Genomic DNA, 16,777 nt, shown 5'->3' on the forward strand with positions numbered 1-16,777 from the left:
TCATCCCTCCGGCCGGTGCAGCACTCCCAGCAGCGCGTGGTGCACGGCCTCGTGGTCCTTCTGGTCGGCGAGCTGACAGTCCGCCGCCGAGAGCCGGTACCACTCGTCCGCGCCCTCGTAGCGGACCTCCACCGCCACTGCGCCGTCGGTCAGCGTCGTACGCAGCTCCAGGTCGCCGGTGATCACGCCGACGTCGTCGGTCATCACGCCACCGGGCCCGGCCTTGAACGGCGACGTCAGCGGCTCAGTCACAGCAGTCCCCTCGCCAGTCGCAGGTCGTCGGTGTTGCGGTACCAGGTCCACTTCGACACCGGACGGGGATGGGGCACGCCGTCCAGGTGCACGATCGCCGGCACGCAGCCGATCTGGCAGGCCCGGCCCGTGGTCGCCGAGGTCCGCTTGACCACCAGCGTCCGCTTCGTCACCTGGACGAGCAGGCCGGCGCCCCGGTCCGGGTCCGGACTGACCGTAATGCGGCTGGCCTGGCCGCGCAGGACCACCGCCTCGTCGCAGTAGGCCATGCCCCGCACCGGGCCGATCACGCCCCGACCGACCAGCACGCCGCCGCTGTCGTCGCGGATCAGCGGCACCGGATCGGGGTCGCCGGTCAGGGCGATGTCGACGGCTCGGCCGGCGTCGAGTGGCAGATCCCACAGCGAGGCCACCGTCGAGTCCGCCTCGGTCGGCACGAAACCGACCGTCACGTCCCTGAGCGCGTCGGTGCGGAGCAGCCGGAGGGTGACCGCGGCCAGGTCGGCGTCGGTGCCGATGACCACCAGCCGGCGCCCGTCCAGGCCCTTGACCAGGTGATCCACTTCGTCCTTGCCGGGCCGGGCGGGGGCGTGGTAGACCTCCACGTCGTCACGATCGGCAAGAGCTGGTGACTGAGCGTGACCCGCGTCCTTTCCGCAGGCCAGCACTAGTGCACCCATCGCCACCTCCTGGTCTACAGTCGTGCACCGGCATTCGGCCTTTAGTCGTCTAGCACGGGGAGTCTCACATGCCTGCCATCGTCCTGATCGGCGCCCAGTGGGGCGACGAAGGCAAGGGCAAGGCCACCGACCTGCTCGGAGACCGCATCCAGTGGGTCGTCCGCTACCAGGGTGGCAACAACGCCGGCCACACCGTCGTGCTCCCCGACGGCCAGAACTTCGCGCTGCACCTGATCCCGTCGGGCATCCTCACCCCCGGCGTGCACAACGTGATCGGCAACGGCGTCGTCGTCGACCCCGGCGTGCTGCTGGACGAGCTGGCCGGGCTGGAGGCCCGTGGGGTGGACACCAGCAAGCTGCTGATCTCCGCCGACGCGCATCTGATCATGCCGTACCACGTGGCCATCGATAAGGTCAGCGAGCGCTACCTGGGCAAGGCCAAGATCGGCACCACCGGCCGTGGCATCGGACCGGCCTACCAGGACAAGGTCTCCCGCGTCGGCGTGCGCGTGCAGGACCTGTTGGACGAGAAGATCCTGCGGCAGAAGGTCGAGGCCGCGCTGGACTTCAAGAACCAGCTGCTGGTCAAGGTGTACAACCGCAAGGCCATCGACCCCGAGCAGGTCGTCGACGACGTGCTCAAGCACGCCGACGCGTTCGGGCACCGCATCGCCGACACCCGGCTGCTGCTCAACCAGGCTCTGGACCGCGGCGAGAACGTGCTGCTGGAGGGGTCGCAGGGCACGCTCCTGGACGTCGACCACGGCACCTATCCGTTCGTCACGTCGTCCAACCCCACCTCCGGCGGTGCGTCCGCGGGCTCCGGCATCGGGCCCACCCGGATCACCACCGTCATCGGCATCCTCAAGGCGTACACAACCCGCGTGGGCTCCGGCCCGTTCCCGACCGAGCTCAACGACGAGATGGGCGAGCTGCTGCGCAAGACCGGTGGGGAGTTCGGCGTCACCACCGGGCGGTCCCGCCGCACCGGCTGGTTCGACGCCGTGATCGCCCGCTACGCCGCGCGGGTCAACGGCATCACCGACTTCTTCCTCACCAAGCTCGACGTGCTCTCCGGCCACGAGAAGGTGCCGGTGTGCGTCGCGTACGAAGTGGACGGTCAGCGGGTCGACGAGATGCCCATGACCCAGACCGACGTGCACCACGCCGTGCCGGTGTACGAGGAGCTGCCCGGCTGGTTCGAGGACATCAGCGGCTGCCGCTCGTTCGAGGAGCTCCCCGCCAACGCCCGCGCGTACGTCGAGTACCTCGAGTCCATCGCCGGCGCCCGCATCTCCGCCATCGGCGTCGGCCCCGGTCGCGACCAGACCATCGTCCGCCACCAGTTCGTCAGCTGACGGCGGTTTCCTGCGGCTGGGCTCAGAGCAACTGGTCCAGCCGCAGGCTGATGGGGAACGGCAGGTCGGTGATGAGCTCGCCCGTCACCGCCGCGCGGTCCTGGTAGCCGAACGCGCCGGCCAGATGGCATTCCACCAGCGACACCGGCTCGGTGATGTCGACGATCCAGTAGTGCGGGATGCCGGCGTCGGCGTACTCCAGGTGCTTGGTCTTGTAGTCGGTCCGCTTGGAACCGGGCGACACGATCTCAACGACGACCGCCACGTCGGAGGCGCGGATCAGCCCGCCCTCATGGCGGACCCGCTGCCGTGCCTTCCGGTCGACGATGATCAGGTCGGGCCGCCGAACGGAACCCGGCTGGTCCGCCGGGGCGAATTCAAGGTCGACATCCATGTCCTGGATGAGCTCAAGCTCGTCTGGCAGCTGCGGCTTCAGCTGAACGGCCAGTTCGAAGCCGGCGAAGTTGTGGTCGGGGACAGGGCTCGGGGACACGATCAGGCGACCTTCTACTAGCTCGGTGTAGCCGTTCTCGTCCTCGCCGAGCTCCATGTACTCCGCGACGGTGTACAGGCGGCTGAGCCAGTCAGGAAGGACGGTCATCGATTGCTCCTTTTGTCCTAACCACTGTCCCACAGTCATCGTTCCACGATTGGGCTACAAGCGCGAACGCCACGTGCCGGTGAGCATGGCCTCCTCCAGGTCCAGTTCGCGCATCACCTTGCGCATGACCTCGTCGTCGAGGCGGCCAGCGGAGCGCTCGGCGACCAGGACCTCCCGTTGCCTGGCCAGCATTTCCCGCCGAACCCGGGTGATCGCGCCCTCCTGGGACGGGTCCTGCTCGATGATCCGGTCCCGCGCCTGCATCATGGCGTGCATCCGCTGGCTGAACATCTTCCGTTGTTCGACGGGGATGTCGGCGGGCACCAGCTCGGAGAGCATCGCCTTCGCGGCCTTGGCGGCGACCTTGCGGGCCTGCGCCTCCTGGGCGGTGTCCTTCTCCTCGTGCACGCCGAGGCCGCGAATGAGCCACGGCAGGGAAATCCCTTGCAGCAGCAGGGTTCCGACGGTGATCACGAACGCCACGAGCTGGAGATAGGCCCAGCCTGGGGTCCAGTCGGGGATGCCGGCGGCAGCGGCGAGAGTGACGACACCACGCATGCCTGTCCACGACACGATGGCGACAACCCGCCACGACGGGCGAGGTCGGCGGAGCAGACGCAGGATCACGTGGCGGGAGAAGACGAAAACGATCCGGATGACGATCACGGCGGCGAGCAGCGCCAGCGCGGTGAGCCACGGGTCGAGGCCGGAGACGCCGCGCAGCACGAAGGGCAGTTCGAGACCGATCAGCCCGAACACCAACGACTCCAGCAGAACGTCCACGGTGGTCCACACCGACTGCTCCTGGAGTCGGGTGGCGAAGCCGGCCTTCGGGGAGTTGTGCCCCAGGTACAGGCCGGCGGCGACGACGGCGAGCACGCCGGAGCCCTCGAACTCCTCGGCGATCAGGTAGCAGGCGAACGGAACGACCAGGCCCAGCACGGATTCCAGCACGGTGTCGTCGAGATGCGTACGGGCGAAGTGCGCGACGACGCCGATGACCAGACCGACGGCGATGCCGACCACGACGGCGACGACGAACGTGGACAGCTGGGAGAAGAGCCCTGTGCTGGCGCCGGCCACGCCGGCGAGGGCGACCTTGTACAGCGTCAGCGCGGACGCGTCGTTGACGAGGGATTCGCCGGTGAGCACGGTCATCGCGGACCTGGGCAGCCCGAGTTTGCGGCCGATGGCAACGGCGGCGACGGCGTCGGGCGGCGCGACCACCGCGCCGAGCAGCAGCGCGACCTCCCACGGCAGCGAGGGCATCAGCAGGTGCGCGGCGAGCCCGATGAGGAAAGCGGTGATCACCACCAGCACCACACCGAGCTGGACGATCGGCCCGGCGACGGCCTTGAAGTTCAGGTACGAGCTGTCCAGCGACGCCGAATAGAGCAGCGGCGGCAGCACGACGCCGAGCAGGATGTGCGGATCCAGTTGGTAGTCGTCGGCGCCGGGCAGGAACGAGATCGCCAATCCGACCACGACCAGCAGCAGCGGGGCCGGCAGATCCCGGCGGCGGGCGACCGCCGTCACCGCGATCGATCCGACGACGAGTAGCAGCAGCTGGGCGCCGTGCATGCGAAACCTCCCTCTCCGACGGACTCCCAGGATCCGGGACCACCCCCGACCAGCGTTGACACACCGTCGGCGGCTCGCCAAGACTCCCACGCATGGGTGAACGACTGGTCGCACGGATCCACGTGGACCTGCGCCGGCAGGCCAGCGCGGTCTGTCCGGTCCGCTGACTCCTCTCACTGTCTGAGAAACCCTCACCTTCGCCCCGTCGGAGGAATCGTGTCGATTCCCGTCCTGACGGCCGACCGCACGCGCGTGTCGTCGGCCGCCGTCACCCCAACCCGCAAACCCCGCCGCCGCGCCCTGTCCGGCGCCTGGCGCTGGGCCAGCCCGGTGGCCCTGCTGCTGCTCTGGCAGGTCACCAGCAGCACCGGGATCCTGCCGGACGACAAGCTCTCGTCGCCGGCCAAAGTGCTGGCCGCGGGCGTGGATCTGGCCACGTCCGGGCAGCTCGGCGACGCCTTCGTGGTGTCGCTGCGCCGCGTGCTGATCGGCGTCGCCGTCGGCGCGGTCATCGCGCTCGCGCTGGGCATCACCGCCGGCCTGTCCCGCTGGGGCGCGGTGCTGGTCGACCCGCCCGTGCAGATGCTGCGCACGCTGCCGTTCCTCGGCCTGATCCCGCTGTTCATCATCTGGTTCGGCATCGGCGAGGAGCCCAAGATCGCGCTCGTCGCGCTGGGCTTCGCGTTTCCCCTGTACCTCAACGTCTACGCCGGCATCCGCGACACCGATCCCCAGCTGCTGGAGGCCACCGCGGTGCTCGGCTTCACCCGCTGGGAGCGGCTGGCCCACGTGGTGCTGCCGGCCGCGCTGCCGCAGGCCCTGGTCGGCCTGCGGCAGGGACTCGGCGTGGCCTGGCTGTCGCTGATCGTCGGCGAGCAGATCAACGCCGACGCCGGCCTCGGCTACCTGATCAACAACGCCCGGGATTTCCTGCGTACGGACCAGGTCGTGGTCGGCCTGGTGGTCTACGCGGGGCTGGGCCTGGCCACCGATGCGCTCGTCCGCGCGCTGGAGGGGAGGGCGCTCAGATGGCGCAGCACACGGTGACCGTGCGCGGGCTGGTCCGGCAGTTCGGGCCGCGCCGCGTGCTCGACGACCTGGATCTCGTTGTCCGCCAAGGGGAATTCGTCGCCCTGCTGGGCCGCAGCGGCTCCGGCAAGTCGACGCTGCTGCGCATCCTGGCCGGCCTCGACCGGGACGCCGATGGCGAGATTGCCGTCGACGGGACCGTGTCCGTCGCGTTCCAGCAGCCGCGGTTGCTGCCGTGGCGGCGGGTGTGGCGCAACGTCTCCCTCGGCCTGCACGGTGTCGACGGCCGCGAGGTCGCCGAGAAGGCGCTGGCCGAGGTGCAGCTGACCGATCACGCGCAGGCCTGGCCGCTGACACTGTCCGGCGGCGAGGCGCAGCGCGTCTCCCTGGCCCGGGCGCTGGTCCGCGAGCCCGACCTGCTGCTGCTCGACGAGCCGTTCGGCGCGCTGGACGCGCTGACCCGGCTGGCGATGCACCGGCTGGTCGACGACCTGTGGCAGCGGCACCGCCCGGCGGTGCTGCTGGTCACCCACGACGTCGACGAAGCGCTCGAACTCGCCGACCGGGTCCTCGTGCTGGACGAGGGCCGCATCGTCGCCGAACACACGCCACCCGCCGGCCGGCCGCGCCGGCATGCCGACCTGACCGAACTGCGGGCCCGGGTGCTCGCCGACCTGGGAGTTGTCACCGATGAAGCTGCGTAAGGCGCTGTTACCCCTGCTCGCCGTGTCGACGCTGGCGCTGGCCGGCTGCGGTGGCGGTGCCGCCGCCGCGCCGGACGGCTCGGTCGTGCTCAAGGTCGGCGACCAGAAGGGCGGCTCGCAGGCGTTGCTGCAGGCCGCCGGATTGCTGGCCGGCACCTCGTACAAGATCGAGTGGTCGACCTTCACCTCCGGGCCGCCGCTGCTGGAGGCGGCCAACGCCGGCGCGATCGACATCGGCGGGGTCGGCAACACGCCGCCGATCTTCTCGGCCGCGGCCAACGCCAAGATCACCGTCGTGCAGGCCGGGCAGAAGAACGGGCCCGGCGACGCCGTCCTGGTGCCCGGCGACTCGCCGATCCACGACCCGAAGGAGCTGAAGGGCAAGACCATCGCGGTGGCCCAGGGCAGCTCGGCGCACGGGCAGCTGCTGACGGTGCTGAACAAGTACGGCATCGCGGTGACCGACGTGAAGATCGACTATCTGCAGCCGTCCGACGCCTACGCCGCCTTCACCCAGCACCGGGTGGACGCCTGGGCGATCTGGGACCCGTACACCTCGCAGGCGCTGCTCCAGGCGCACGCCCGGTCGATCGTCAACGGCACCAGCGGCACCGCCAACGGCTACTCCTTCCAGGTCGCCGGCAAGGCCGCGCTGGCCGACGCCGGCAAGACCGCGGCCATCAAGGACTACCTGGCCCGGCTGGCCAAGGCGCAGAAGTGGTCCGACACGCACAAGGGCGAGTGGGCCACCGCCTGGTCCAAGGTCACCGGGCTCGACCCGACGGTGGCCAAGGCGGCCGTCGACGACGGGGCCACGAAGCCGATCCCGTTGGACGACAAGGTGATCGCCTCTGAGCAGCAGCTGGCCGACGCGTTCACCACGGCCAAGGTCATCCCCGCCGAGGTGAAGTTCGCCGACTTCGTGGACAAGCAGTACGAGAGCACGGGGAGCTGACGATGAGCGTTGTCCTGCACTGGTTCCTGCCCACCTCGGGCGACGGCCGCACCATCGTCGACCGCTTCCACGGCTCGCAGGAGGCCGGCGCGCCGGCCCAGCGCGGCCCGGACATCGACTACCTGGCGCAGATCGCCCGCGCCGCCGAGCAGTTGGGCTTCACCGGCGTGCTCACGCCGACCGGCACCTGGTGCGAGGACGCCTGGCTCACCACCGCAGCACTGATCGCCCAGACCGAGCGGCTCAAGTTCCTCGTCGCCTTCCGCCCCGGCACGATTTCGCCGACGCTGGCCGCGCAGATGGCCGCCACCTACCAGCGCATCTCGCGGGGCCGGCTGCTGCTCAACGTCGTCACCGGCGGCGACGCGATCGAGCAGCAGCGCTTCGGCGACTGGCTGGAGCACGACCAGCGCTACGCGCGTACCGACGAGTTCCTGGCCATCGTGCGCAAGCTCTGGAGCGGCGCGCCGGTCGACTTCGCCGGCCAGCACCTCAAGATCGCCGGCGGCCTCGTGCCGACGCCGCCGGACCCGTTGCCGCAGGTGTATTTCGGCGGCTCGTCCGAGGCCGCCCTGCCGGTCGCCGCGCGGCACGTGGACGTCTACCTGACGTGGGGCGAGCCGCCGGCGCAGGTCGCGGAGAAGATCGCCCGCGTGCGGGAGTTGGCCGAGGCCAACGGCCGCACCCTGCGGTTCGGTATCCGCCTGCACACGATCAGCCGGGACAGCTCGCGCGAGGCGTGGGCCGAGGCGGACCGCCTCATCGACGCGATCGACCCGGAGTCGCTGGCCAAGGCCCAGGCGCAGCTGGGCGCCAGCCAGTCCGTCGGGCAGCAGCGCATGGTCGCCCTGCACGGCGGCCGGCTGGACAAGCTGGAGATCTACCCGAACCTGTGGGCCGGCATCGGGCTGGTCCGAGGCGGCGCGGGCACCGCGCTGGTCGGCAGCCACCAGGAGGTGGCCGACCGGATCGAGGAGTACCACTCGCTGGGCATCGACGAGTTCATCTTCTCCGGCTATCCCCATCTGGAGGAGGCGTACTGGTTCGGCGAGGGCGTCCGGCCGGAACTGGTCCGGCGCGGCCTCATCGACGGCCCGGTCCCGAATTCAGCTCACCGCGAACTGGTTCCCGCGCTGTAGGCGGAAATAAGTCACGTGGACCGCGAGTTGGCGTAGTGCGACAGCAGTCGAACTACAGGGGTGTTCAAATGCGCGCACTGCTCGTGGACTCGTCGGCGAAGAGCGGGTTCCGGCTGGGTGAGACCGCCGAGCCGGCGCCCGCGCCGAACCAGGCGCTCGTCGAGATCAAGGCGCTTTCGCTGAACTACGGCGAAGTGGCCGGGGGCTACGGCAAGGAGGACGGCGCGGTCAACGGCTGGGACGCCGCGGGTGTGGTGGTCAAGGCCGCCGCGGACGGCAGCGGACCCGAGCCCGGCTCACGTGTCGTCACGTTCGGTTCCGGTGGCGCCTGGGCTGAGCTGCGGGCCGTCGACACCACCGAGCTGGCCGTGCTGCCCGACGGCGTCGACTTCGCCCAGGCCGCCGCGCTGCCCGTGGCCGCCGTGACGGCGCTGCGCGCGCTGCGCCGGTTCGGTTCCGTGCTCGGCCGCCGGGTGCTCGTCACCGGCGCGGCCGGCGGTGTGGGCCGCTTTGCCGTACAGCTCGCCGCGCTGTCCGGGGCGCACGTGATCGCTTCCGTCGGCAGCGTGGCCCGCGGCGAGGGGCTCGAGAAGCTCGGCGCGGCGGAAGTCATTGTGGGCGTTGAGGGTCTGACCGGCCCGCTGCACGGCGTGCTGGACAACGTCGGCGGGCCGAACCAGGTCACGGCGTTCGGCCTGCTCGCCGAGGGCGGCTCGATCCAGTCCATCGGAGCCACCTCCGGTGAGCCGTCGGTGTACCCGCCGTACGCGACGGTCGGCCCGCAGCGCCGGGTCGAGGGCTTCATGATGGGCTACAACCTGGGCGAGGACCTCGCCTACGTCGCGTCGCTGGTCGCGGCGGGCAAGCTGGACGTGGAGATCGGTTACCGGGGCAGCTGGGAGAACAGCGAGGACGCCATCGCCGCGCTGATCGGCCGCAAGGTCGTCGGCAAGGCCGTGCTCGACGTGGCGTGAGCCGCCGGCCGCGCTCACTCGCGGGTGAGCGCGGCCTCCTCCAGATCCAGTTCCCGTTGCACCCGGCGGAAGACCTCGTCGTCGATCTCCCGTGCGTTCCGGGCGGCGAGGAAGACCTCGCGCTCGGCGACCAACATCGTCAGACGCAGCCGTTTCCAGCGCGCACCGGGACCGTCCTCCGTCGGGATCTGGGTGCGGTGCTCGGCCAGCGTCCGCAGGCGGACGATCACCGGCTGCGGCACGTTGCCGTCGGAGGCCTGCTCCAGCCGTTCGATCGCGGCCTTGGCAGCGTCGGCCTTCACTCGGGCCTCGGCCAGCGAGTCGGCCTGTTCGTCGTCGCCGCGGATGCCGAGGAAACGGATCAGGCCCGGCAGCGTCAGCCCTTGCACCATCAGGGTTCCCACCGTCACGACGAACGTGCACAGCAGGATCACGTCCCGGCCGGGCATGTTCAGCGGTAGCCCCACGGCCGCCGCCAGCGACACCACGCCGCGCATGCCCGTCCAGGCCACGATGAACACCGCCCGTGGAGCCGGGAATGCCTCCCGTTCGCGGATCTTCGCCGATAGCAGGCGTGGCACGTAGGTGCCCGGATAGACCCACAGGATCCGCACCACGATCGCCGCCAGCAGCACCAGCAGCGCCGCCCCGAACAGGGGCCAGGTCGCGCCGCTGTCCGTGAGGACGAAGCGCAGTTGCAGACCGATCAGCGCGAAGACCCAGGACTCCAGCAGCAAATCCACCGCGCGCCAGACCGCCGTCTCCTGCAACCGGGTCGCGTAGCCCGCCTTCGGCGCGTTGTGGCCCAGGTACAGGCCCGCCGCGACCACCGCCAGCACACCCGACGTGCCCGCCGACTCGCCGATCAGGTACGCCCCGAACGGCACCAGCATGCCCAGGCCGCTCTCCAGCAGGCTGTCGTGCAGGCGCAGCCGGATCCAGTGCACCACCACGCCGATCAGGTAGCCGATCACCGCGCCGCCCACCGAGGCCTGCAGGAACGTCGCGATGCCCGAGCCCCAGGACAGCGCCGCCGTGCCCGTCGCCGCCGCGACCGCCACCTTGTACGCCGTCAGCGCCGTCGCGTCGTTCACCAGGCTCTCGCCCGTCAGCAGGGTCATGATCCGGCGCGGCAGGCCCAGCTTGCGGCCGATCGCCACCGCCGCCACCGCGTCCGGCGGGGCCACGATCGCGCCCAGCACCAGCGCCGCCGGTAGCGGCAGCGACGGGATCGCCAGATGAGCCACCAGGCCCACACCCAGCGTCGTCGCCAGCACCAGGCCGATCGCCAGCAGCGCGATCGGGCGGATGTTGCGGCGGATGTTCACGTACGAGCTGTCCAGCGCGGAGGTGTAGAGCAGGGGCGGCATCACCAGCACCAACACCAGCTCCGGCTCCAGCCGGAAATCCGGCACGCCCGGCACGTACGACACAGCCAGGCCCACCGCCACCAGCAGCAGCGGGGCCGGCCAGTCCAGCCGGCGGGCGACCGCGGTCACCGCCAGCGATCCCGCCAGCAGCAGGAGAATCTCGACGCCTTGCACGCGGGGAAGCGTAGGTGCTGAATTCGCCCCTGTAGGCTGTTCGGTCGTGCGCGTCCTCGTCATCGGGTCTGGTGCCCGGGAGCATGCCCTGTTGCTGGCGTTGTCCAAGGACCCCGCCGTGACCGCCCTGGCCTGCGCCCCCGGCAATGCCGGCACCGCCGCCCTGGCCGAGACGTACGGCGTGGACCTCGCCGACCCCAACGCCGTCGCCGCGTTGGCCAAGGAGTGGGACGCCGGGCTCGTCGTCATCGGGCCCGAGGTGCCGCTGGTGGCCGGCGCCGCCGACCCCGTGCGGGCCGTCGGCATCCCCGTGTTCGGGCCGTCCAAGGAGGCCGCCCGGATCGAGGGGTCCAAGGCCTTCGCCAAGGACGTCATGCAGGCCGCCGACGTGCCCACCGCCCGTAGCGAGATCGTCGACACCCCCGCGCGCCTCGACGCCGCGCTGCACCGCTTCGGGCCCACCTGGGTCGTCAAGGACGACGGCCTCGCCGCCGGAAAGGGCGTCGTCGTCACCAAGGACTACGACGTCGCCCGGGCGCATGCCATGCACCTGCTCGACGGTGGACATCCCGTGCTGCTCGAGTCCTTCCTCGACGGTCCCGAGGCGTCCCTGTTCTGTGTCGTCGACGGCACCACCGTCGTGCCGCTGCTGCCCGCCCAGGACTTCAAGCGCGTCGGCGACAACGACGCCGGGCCCAACACCGGTGGCATGGGGGCGTACAGCCCGCTGCCGTGGGCCCCTTCCGGCCTCGTTGACGATGTCGTCGCCCGGATCGTGCAGCCCGTCGTCGACGAGCTCGCCGCCCGCGACACCCCCTTCTCCGGCCTCCTGTACTGCGGCCTGGCGTTGACCTCCGACGGGCCGCAGGTCATCGAGTTCAACTGCCGGTTCGGGGACCCCGAGACCCAGGTCGTGCTGGCCCTGCTCCGGACCCCCATCGCCGGCCTCTTCCTGGCCGCCGCCGAGGGCCGGCTGGCTTCGCATCCCCCGCTCGAGTGGGAGGACGGCGCCGCCGTCACCGTCGTCATCGCCGCCGAGGGCTACCCCGGCCGGCCGCGGACCGGCGACGTCATCACCGGCGCCGAGCTCGACGGCGTCCTGCACGCCGGCACCCGCCGCCGCGACGACGGCGCCGTCGTCTCCGCCGGCGGCCGTGTGCTGTCCGTGGTCGGCACCGGCCCCTCCCTCGCCGAGGCCCGCTTGGCCGCGTATCGCCTGGTCGAGCGCGTCGAACTCACCGGTTCGCACCACCGCTCGGACATCGCCCTCAAGGCCGTCGACGGCGACGTCCACATCCCGTAGGAACCGTCCCGCCCCCCGCCTTCGTCCGATCTCAGGCACGGCACACACCAACGTTGGTAGCCTGCGAACCGGGTCCTAGTAGTCACGAAGCGTGCGGGGGCGGTTGTGATGGACATGGCGGAGCAGGTCGGAGCCGACCTCGGCGCGATCGGCGCCATTCTCGCGCCGTTCGACGGGGTGAAGTCCGAGTACGCCGGCATCAGCGGCGGCCACATCACGGTGAACCACGACACCGTGCTGCAAGCCGGCAAGGCGATCGCCGACCATTGGCTGCAGCTGCAGCAGATTACCCAGTCGAAGCTGCCCGACCTGGTGGTGAGCGGGATGGGCAAGGACGACGTCAGTGAGGCGGCGATGATCGCCTGGAACGAGGTCCTGAACTCGAATCCCGATTCGTACTCGAAGCGGATCACGGCCTATGTCCAGGGCTTGCGGCAGCTTGCCGACAACCTTCGGGCGGCAGCACAGCAGTACGGCTTCACCGAGGATCAAGTCAAGGACGCGTTTGGAGCTCTGCGGTGACGGTTCGGATCGGGCTCGGCGCGGTGGCGGTCCTCGTGGCGGTCGCGATGGCGGGTTGCTCGACCACCACGGACGGTGGCCACGCGGATCCGCAGCCGTCGACATCGGGGTCGGCAAGTCCCACCGTCTCACGGCCGAAGGACCTCAAGATCGCAAACGTGGATCCGTGCACGCTGCTCACGGACGCGCAGCTGACGCAGATGGGCATTACCCACAAGTCGCCTGGCCCAGGGCATCCCGAGGGCGGTTCCACGACGAGTTGCTCGTACACCGTGAACCAGCCGGCTGTCTACGGCCTGAATGTCTCCCTCGACATCAAACGTGGTGTGGAGAGCTGGCTGGGTGGGGCCTACGAGGGACAGGACGTGCGGCAGCTTTCGGTGCAGTCCTATCCGGCAGCGCAGACCCTTCTGATCAATGAGAAGTTCAGCGACCCGTACGCCACTGCCTGCTCGACCTTCGTGAGCACTGCGGACGGGCAGGAACTGAACGTGGCCATCACTCAGACCACCAACGGCCTCTCCACGACCCAGATGTGCGATCTGTCGAAGCAGGCGGCCGGACTCGCGTTCACGACGTTGCAGGCGAACCAGTAGAGCGGAGGGGACGATGGCGGAGACTCTCGGCAACATTCGGTTCGAGGGCAGGGACAACGGTGCGCTCGCGGACCAGGTGAACAAGGTCAAGGCTGGTGCCGGGGCTGCGGCGTTGCAGCCGGCCATCGATGCTCTGCATCTCATCGCGCAGGACATGACCGCGGCGAACGCGGCACTGGCCTCTCAGTTGAAGAGTCTGCACATTGATTGGCAGAGTGGCGCCGGGCAGGGGGCGACCGACGTCATGTCCTCGACCGTCACCTACACCGATGAATCCCAGAGCAACATCGCCGGCGTGAACAACGCGCTGACCACTCAGGGCGACTCGCATGCTGTGGCGAAGAGTGCGCCGGCGCCGTCGACGGACACGAACAAGTCCACTTGGGACAATGTGACGGGGTTCTTCGGGTACCAGACGGACCATGCCAAGGAAGTCGAGCAGGCGCAGGCGGATCGGGACACGGCGATCCAGCAGCTGAACAACTACCAGCAGAACTCCATGGATGCGATCGCGAGCACGGTGCCGATGAGTGCACCGCCGACGATCGGGCTCACGGCACAACCCATCCAGAACACGGCGATGCCGTCGGTGGGCGGTTACGGCAGCCCGGGTGGGTACGGAGTGCCGGGCGGGGGCGGCTATCCCGGTGGCGGGGGCTATTCCTCGACGGGCGGCCCAGGCGGGGGTTACGCCACGCCGGGGAGCATCCCGGGCGGCGGAGGACCGGGGGCGCCGGGGCAGGTGGGACCGGGTGGCATGACGGGTGTGGGACCGGGCGCGGGCCGGCTGCCGGGGGCGATGCCGCCGGCGGCAGCGGCGGCGGGCGGCATGCTGGCGGAGGAAGTGGGCCTGGGAGCGGCGCTGGCCGGCGGTGCGGGGGCGGTGGCGGCGGGGGCCAGGAGCGGCAACCCGAACACGATCGTGCGCGGCGGTGGCACGAATGCCACGCCTGGGGAGAGGGCGAACACACCGAGCCGCGCCAGCGCGACGGCGGGGGCGATCGACGAGGAGCAGGCGGCGCAGGCCAGGGCGGCGGAGCGGATCGGGCCGCAGGCCAGGCCGGGTGCGGCCGGGATGCCGGGGGCGGCGGGCGGTCGGGGCAAGAAGGAGGAGGACTCCGAGCACGACCGCAAGTACATGGTCGAGGAGGACCTGTTCGGCGACCAACAACGCGTGGCGCCGACGGTGCTCGGCGAGGACCCGGACGCGTAGCCCGCCGATGGAGCCGATCGTCCTGTCCCGGCTGGACTTCGACGTGCTGTGGGAGAACGAGCGCTTCCCCCGCCGCCACGTCGCACTGGACGTCCCGAGCCCGGGCGCAACGCACACGGAGCGGGCGCAGCTGGTCGCGCAGACCTGGCGGTCGCTGGAGGAGCGGGGCCTGGCCGACCGCGGCCGGGCCGCCGTGAGCATCTCCGACGACCTGGCGCTGCTGGCCTACCCGAGGCGCGCGGTGTACGGGTTCATCTGGGCCCCGGACCGCAAGATCACGCTGCTGGCGGCGACGAACGGCGGCGACGTGCTGATGGGCGTGGTCGACGGCGACGAGGTGTGGCTGATCCGCGCCGACTCGGTGGCGGACGCGGCGGTCTCGGTGGCGGGCGACATGCCGCCGGGCCCGGGCCAGTCGATGAGCCTGCCGACGAAGCTGCTGACGGCGGCCGACAGCCGGGCGCATGGCGACCCGCAGCGGCTGAGCCTGGAACTGGCGGACGAGGGGCTGCCGCTGAGCCAGGCGCAGGCCCTGACGGGCATGGTCGCGGGCATGACGACTCGCGGCCAGTTCGGCGCGGAGACGGCCCAGGGCGGAGAGCGTCCGAAAAGGGCGAAGCGGGTGGTGGCGTTCCACGACACCCCCTACGGGCGCTACCTGCACCTGGTGAAACCCAGCGCGGACGGCACCGACTGGAGCACGATCACCCCGGCGGACAACCGGGTGCTGGCGACGAGCGTCCGGGAGCTGCTGGACGAGCTCTGATCACCCTTCGGGCTGAAAACGGAACCACGAGCCGGTCGAGCCCGTCAGAGTTACGCGAGAAGGGGGGCGCACCGTGACGGCCACGAAGTACAACTTCGACGCGATCGACGCCTGCCGCAGCGCCATGAACACGCAGGCCGGCCAGTACGGCGGCGTGGGCGACGGCTTCCAGGGCGCGGCGACCAGCGCGGACGCGTTCGGCAAGCTGGACGCCTCGGCGGGCTTCGCGAGCGCGATCGACGGCTTCGCGAGCTCCGTGCACGGCGAGCTCCAGGCGGCGGAGAACCTGCTGCGCAAGGTCGAGTCCTCGCTGGACTCGATCGAGACCACGGTGCAGGACGTGGAGCAGCAGAACAAGAAGGGGCTGACGGCGACATGAGCGCGGCCGACGACGTCGCGGGCCTGCCGGGAGGCGGCGAGGTCGCGGACATCGCCCGCAAGATGGAGAACGCGCAGCCGCAGGCGGTCCGGGACATCGCGACGCACTGGCGCGACAGCGCCTCCAAGTGTGACGACCAGGGCAAGGCCGTGACCTCGGCGGTGAACGCGCTGGACGGCGCCTGGGCGGGCGGCTCGGCGGACTCGTTCACGGCCTACATGGCCAACTTCACCAAGGCCGGCACCTCGATGTCGGAGGCCCTCAACAATGGCGCGGCGGCGCTGGAGGCGGCGGCCGGCGCGCTGGAGCAGGCGAAGTCCGCTGTGGACGGTCGCTGCGAGAACCTGTTGGGCGAGGCCAGGAAATGGGACGCCGCGCACCCCAACCCGCAGCCGGGCGAGCGGGACGCGGCGATCAAGCCGATGTGCGACGCGGCCAAGGGCGACGTGCAGAAGTCGGTGGACGCGGCCAACAACGAACTGAACAACGCCCTCAACCAGCTCAAGGGCGCGACGACCATCGCCTCGAAGTTCTCCGCGCTGCCGGCCCCGGGCGACCAGTCCTTCACGCCGGCGCCGGGCCGTTCCATCGACTGGCAGGCCAAGCCGGATCCCGGACAGACCGGCACCACCCCGCAGGGCGCGAACCCGCCGGCCTCGAGCGGCGGCGACTCGCACAGCGGCGGCAGCTCGAACAGCGGCGGTGGCGGCGGCTACGGCGGCGGAGGCGGAGGCGGTGGTGACGACGGCGGTGGCGGTGGCGGCCTCGGTCCCAGCGGCGGTCCGCCGGCCGGCGGCGGCGGTCCCGCGCCGCAGGGCCAGGTCAAGGAGTGGATCGACGAGGCGATGAAGATCCTCCAGGAGAACGGCGTCGACACCTCGAAGATGAGCGAGAACGACATCTGGGCGATCATCCAGCACGAGTCCGGCGGCAACCCGCACGCGATCAACCTGTGGGACTCCAACGCCAAGGCCGGTCACCCGTCCAAGGGCCTCATGCAGTGCATCGACTCCACGTTCCAGTCCAACAAGCTGCCCGGCCACGACGACATCTACAACCCGGTGGACAACATCATCGCCGGCGTCCGCTACTCGATCGCCCGCTACGGCTCGGTGTCCAACGTGCCGGGCATCCGCTCGATGGCGCACGGAGGCGCGTACCAGGGCTACTAAGGTGACCTC

Annotated in this window: 19 protein-coding genes; 14 read left to right on the forward strand and 5 right to left on the reverse strand. The window is 70.6% G+C overall.

From position 1 onward, the window contains the following. Together BCF44_RS00345 and BCF44_RS00350 are read right to left on the reverse strand one after the other, a co-directional pair. The gene (locus BCF44_RS00345; RefSeq protein ID WP_246014755.1) at nucleotides 1-252 is read right to left on the reverse strand and encodes a hypothetical protein; all 252 of its coding nucleotides are present in this window, start codon (nucleotides 250-252) and stop codon (nucleotides 1-3) included. After that, nucleotides 249-932, reverse strand: coding sequence for a hypothetical protein (locus BCF44_RS00350; protein ID WP_116172044.1), 684 nt, complete (start codon nucleotides 930-932; stop codon nucleotides 249-251). Before BCF44_RS00350 ends, BCF44_RS00345 begins: the two co-directional genes overlap by 4 nt. A gap of 68 nt (nucleotides 933-1,000) precedes the next feature. On the opposite strand from BCF44_RS00350, the gene BCF44_RS00355 reads away from it, so the two are divergent. After that, complete coding sequence (locus BCF44_RS00355; protein WP_116172045.1) at nucleotides 1,001-2,290, forward strand: adenylosuccinate synthase; 1,290 nt, start codon at nucleotides 1,001-1,003, stop codon at nucleotides 2,288-2,290. Nucleotides 2,291-2,312: 22 nt separating this feature from the next. Here BCF44_RS00355 and BCF44_RS00360 read toward each other — a convergent pair whose 3' ends face one another. Further along, entirely contained in the window at nucleotides 2,313-2,891 is a 579-nt protein-coding gene (locus BCF44_RS00360) for a Uma2 family endonuclease (protein ID WP_116172046.1), read from the reverse strand. A 54-nt stretch (nucleotides 2,892-2,945) separates the two neighbouring features. Further along, a complete protein-coding gene (locus BCF44_RS00365; RefSeq protein WP_116172047.1) occupies nucleotides 2,946-4,472 on the reverse strand; it encodes a Na+/H+ antiporter in 1,527 nt (508 codons plus the stop codon). Between the two features lie 92 nt (nucleotides 4,473-4,564). Between BCF44_RS00365 and BCF44_RS59090 the strand changes: the two genes are divergently transcribed. The 6 genes from BCF44_RS59090 to BCF44_RS00390 all read left to right on the forward strand — a co-directional run bounded on the left by BCF44_RS59090 (nucleotide 4,565) and on the right by BCF44_RS00390 (nucleotide 9,273). Further along, on the forward strand, nucleotides 4,565-4,639 hold the full coding sequence (locus BCF44_RS59090) for a putative leader peptide (RefSeq protein ID WP_376776002.1): 75 nt from the start codon (nucleotides 4,565-4,567) through the stop codon (nucleotides 4,637-4,639). 55 nt (nucleotides 4,640-4,694) lie between these two features. Continuing rightward, a complete protein-coding gene (locus BCF44_RS00370) occupies nucleotides 4,695-5,519 on the forward strand; it encodes an ABC transporter permease (protein WP_379801725.1) in 825 nt (274 codons plus the stop codon). Beyond that, entirely contained in the window at nucleotides 5,501-6,205 is a 705-nt protein-coding gene (locus BCF44_RS00375; protein WP_116172048.1) for an ABC transporter ATP-binding protein, read from the forward strand. The genes BCF44_RS00370 and BCF44_RS00375 overlap by 19 nt, the downstream gene beginning before the upstream one ends. Next, on the forward strand, nucleotides 6,192-7,160 hold the full coding sequence (locus BCF44_RS00380; RefSeq protein ID WP_116172049.1) for an ABC transporter substrate-binding protein: 969 nt from the start codon (nucleotides 6,192-6,194) through the stop codon (nucleotides 7,158-7,160). The genes BCF44_RS00375 and BCF44_RS00380 overlap by 14 nt, the downstream gene beginning before the upstream one ends. 2 nt (nucleotides 7,161-7,162) lie before the next feature. After that, nucleotides 7,163-8,299 (forward strand): LLM class flavin-dependent oxidoreductase, encoded by a 1,137-nt coding sequence (locus tag BCF44_RS00385; RefSeq protein WP_116172050.1) that lies wholly within the window; start codon nucleotides 7,163-7,165, stop codon nucleotides 8,297-8,299. Nucleotides 8,300-8,367: 68 nt separating this feature from the next. After that, nucleotides 8,368-9,273 (forward strand): zinc-binding dehydrogenase, encoded by a 906-nt coding sequence (locus BCF44_RS00390; protein ID WP_116172051.1) that lies wholly within the window; start codon nucleotides 8,368-8,370, stop codon nucleotides 9,271-9,273. A 14-nt stretch (nucleotides 9,274-9,287) separates the two neighbouring features. On the opposite strand, the gene BCF44_RS00395 is transcribed toward BCF44_RS00390, so the two are convergent. Next, nucleotides 9,288-10,817, reverse strand: a complete 1,530-nt coding sequence (locus BCF44_RS00395; RefSeq protein ID WP_246014756.1) for a Na+/H+ antiporter — start codon at nucleotides 10,815-10,817, stop codon at nucleotides 9,288-9,290. A gap of 46 nt (nucleotides 10,818-10,863) precedes the next feature. Between BCF44_RS00395 and purD the strand changes: the two genes are divergently transcribed. From purD to BCF44_RS00430, 7 genes are all read left to right on the forward strand, one after another. Then, a complete protein-coding gene (gene purD, locus BCF44_RS00400; RefSeq protein WP_116172053.1) occupies nucleotides 10,864-12,120 on the forward strand; it encodes a phosphoribosylamine--glycine ligase in 1,257 nt (418 codons plus the stop codon). Between the two features lie 114 nt (nucleotides 12,121-12,234). After that, complete coding sequence (locus tag BCF44_RS00405) at nucleotides 12,235-12,642, forward strand: hypothetical protein (protein ID WP_147328337.1); 408 nt, start codon at nucleotides 12,235-12,237, stop codon at nucleotides 12,640-12,642. Then, on the forward strand, nucleotides 12,639-13,238 hold the full coding sequence (locus tag BCF44_RS00410; protein ID WP_116172055.1) for a DUF3558 domain-containing protein: 600 nt from the start codon (nucleotides 12,639-12,641) through the stop codon (nucleotides 13,236-13,238). The genes BCF44_RS00405 and BCF44_RS00410 overlap by 4 nt, the downstream gene beginning before the upstream one ends. A gap of 13 nt (nucleotides 13,239-13,251) precedes the next feature. Beyond that, the gene (locus BCF44_RS00415; protein WP_116172056.1) at nucleotides 13,252-14,451 is read left to right on the forward strand and encodes a hypothetical protein; all 1,200 of its coding nucleotides are present in this window, start codon (nucleotides 13,252-13,254) and stop codon (nucleotides 14,449-14,451) included. Between the two features lie 7 nt (nucleotides 14,452-14,458). Beyond that, a complete protein-coding gene (locus BCF44_RS00420) occupies nucleotides 14,459-15,217 on the forward strand; it encodes an ESX secretion-associated protein EspG (RefSeq protein WP_116172057.1) in 759 nt (252 codons plus the stop codon). A gap of 73 nt (nucleotides 15,218-15,290) precedes the next feature. Beyond that, a complete protein-coding gene (locus BCF44_RS00425; protein ID WP_116172058.1) occupies nucleotides 15,291-15,596 on the forward strand; it encodes a hypothetical protein in 306 nt (101 codons plus the stop codon). Continuing rightward, the gene (locus BCF44_RS00430; RefSeq protein WP_116172059.1) at nucleotides 15,593-16,768 is read left to right on the forward strand and encodes a transglycosylase SLT domain-containing protein; all 1,176 of its coding nucleotides are present in this window, start codon (nucleotides 15,593-15,595) and stop codon (nucleotides 16,766-16,768) included. The genes BCF44_RS00425 and BCF44_RS00430 overlap by 4 nt, the downstream gene beginning before the upstream one ends. The last annotated feature ends 9 nt before the right edge of the window (nucleotides 16,769-16,777 follow it).

Source organism: Kutzneria buriramensis, assembly GCF_003387475.1.
In the GTDB taxonomy this organism is placed as follows: Bacteria; Actinomycetota; Actinomycetes; order Mycobacteriales; family Pseudonocardiaceae; genus Kutzneria; species Kutzneria buriramensis.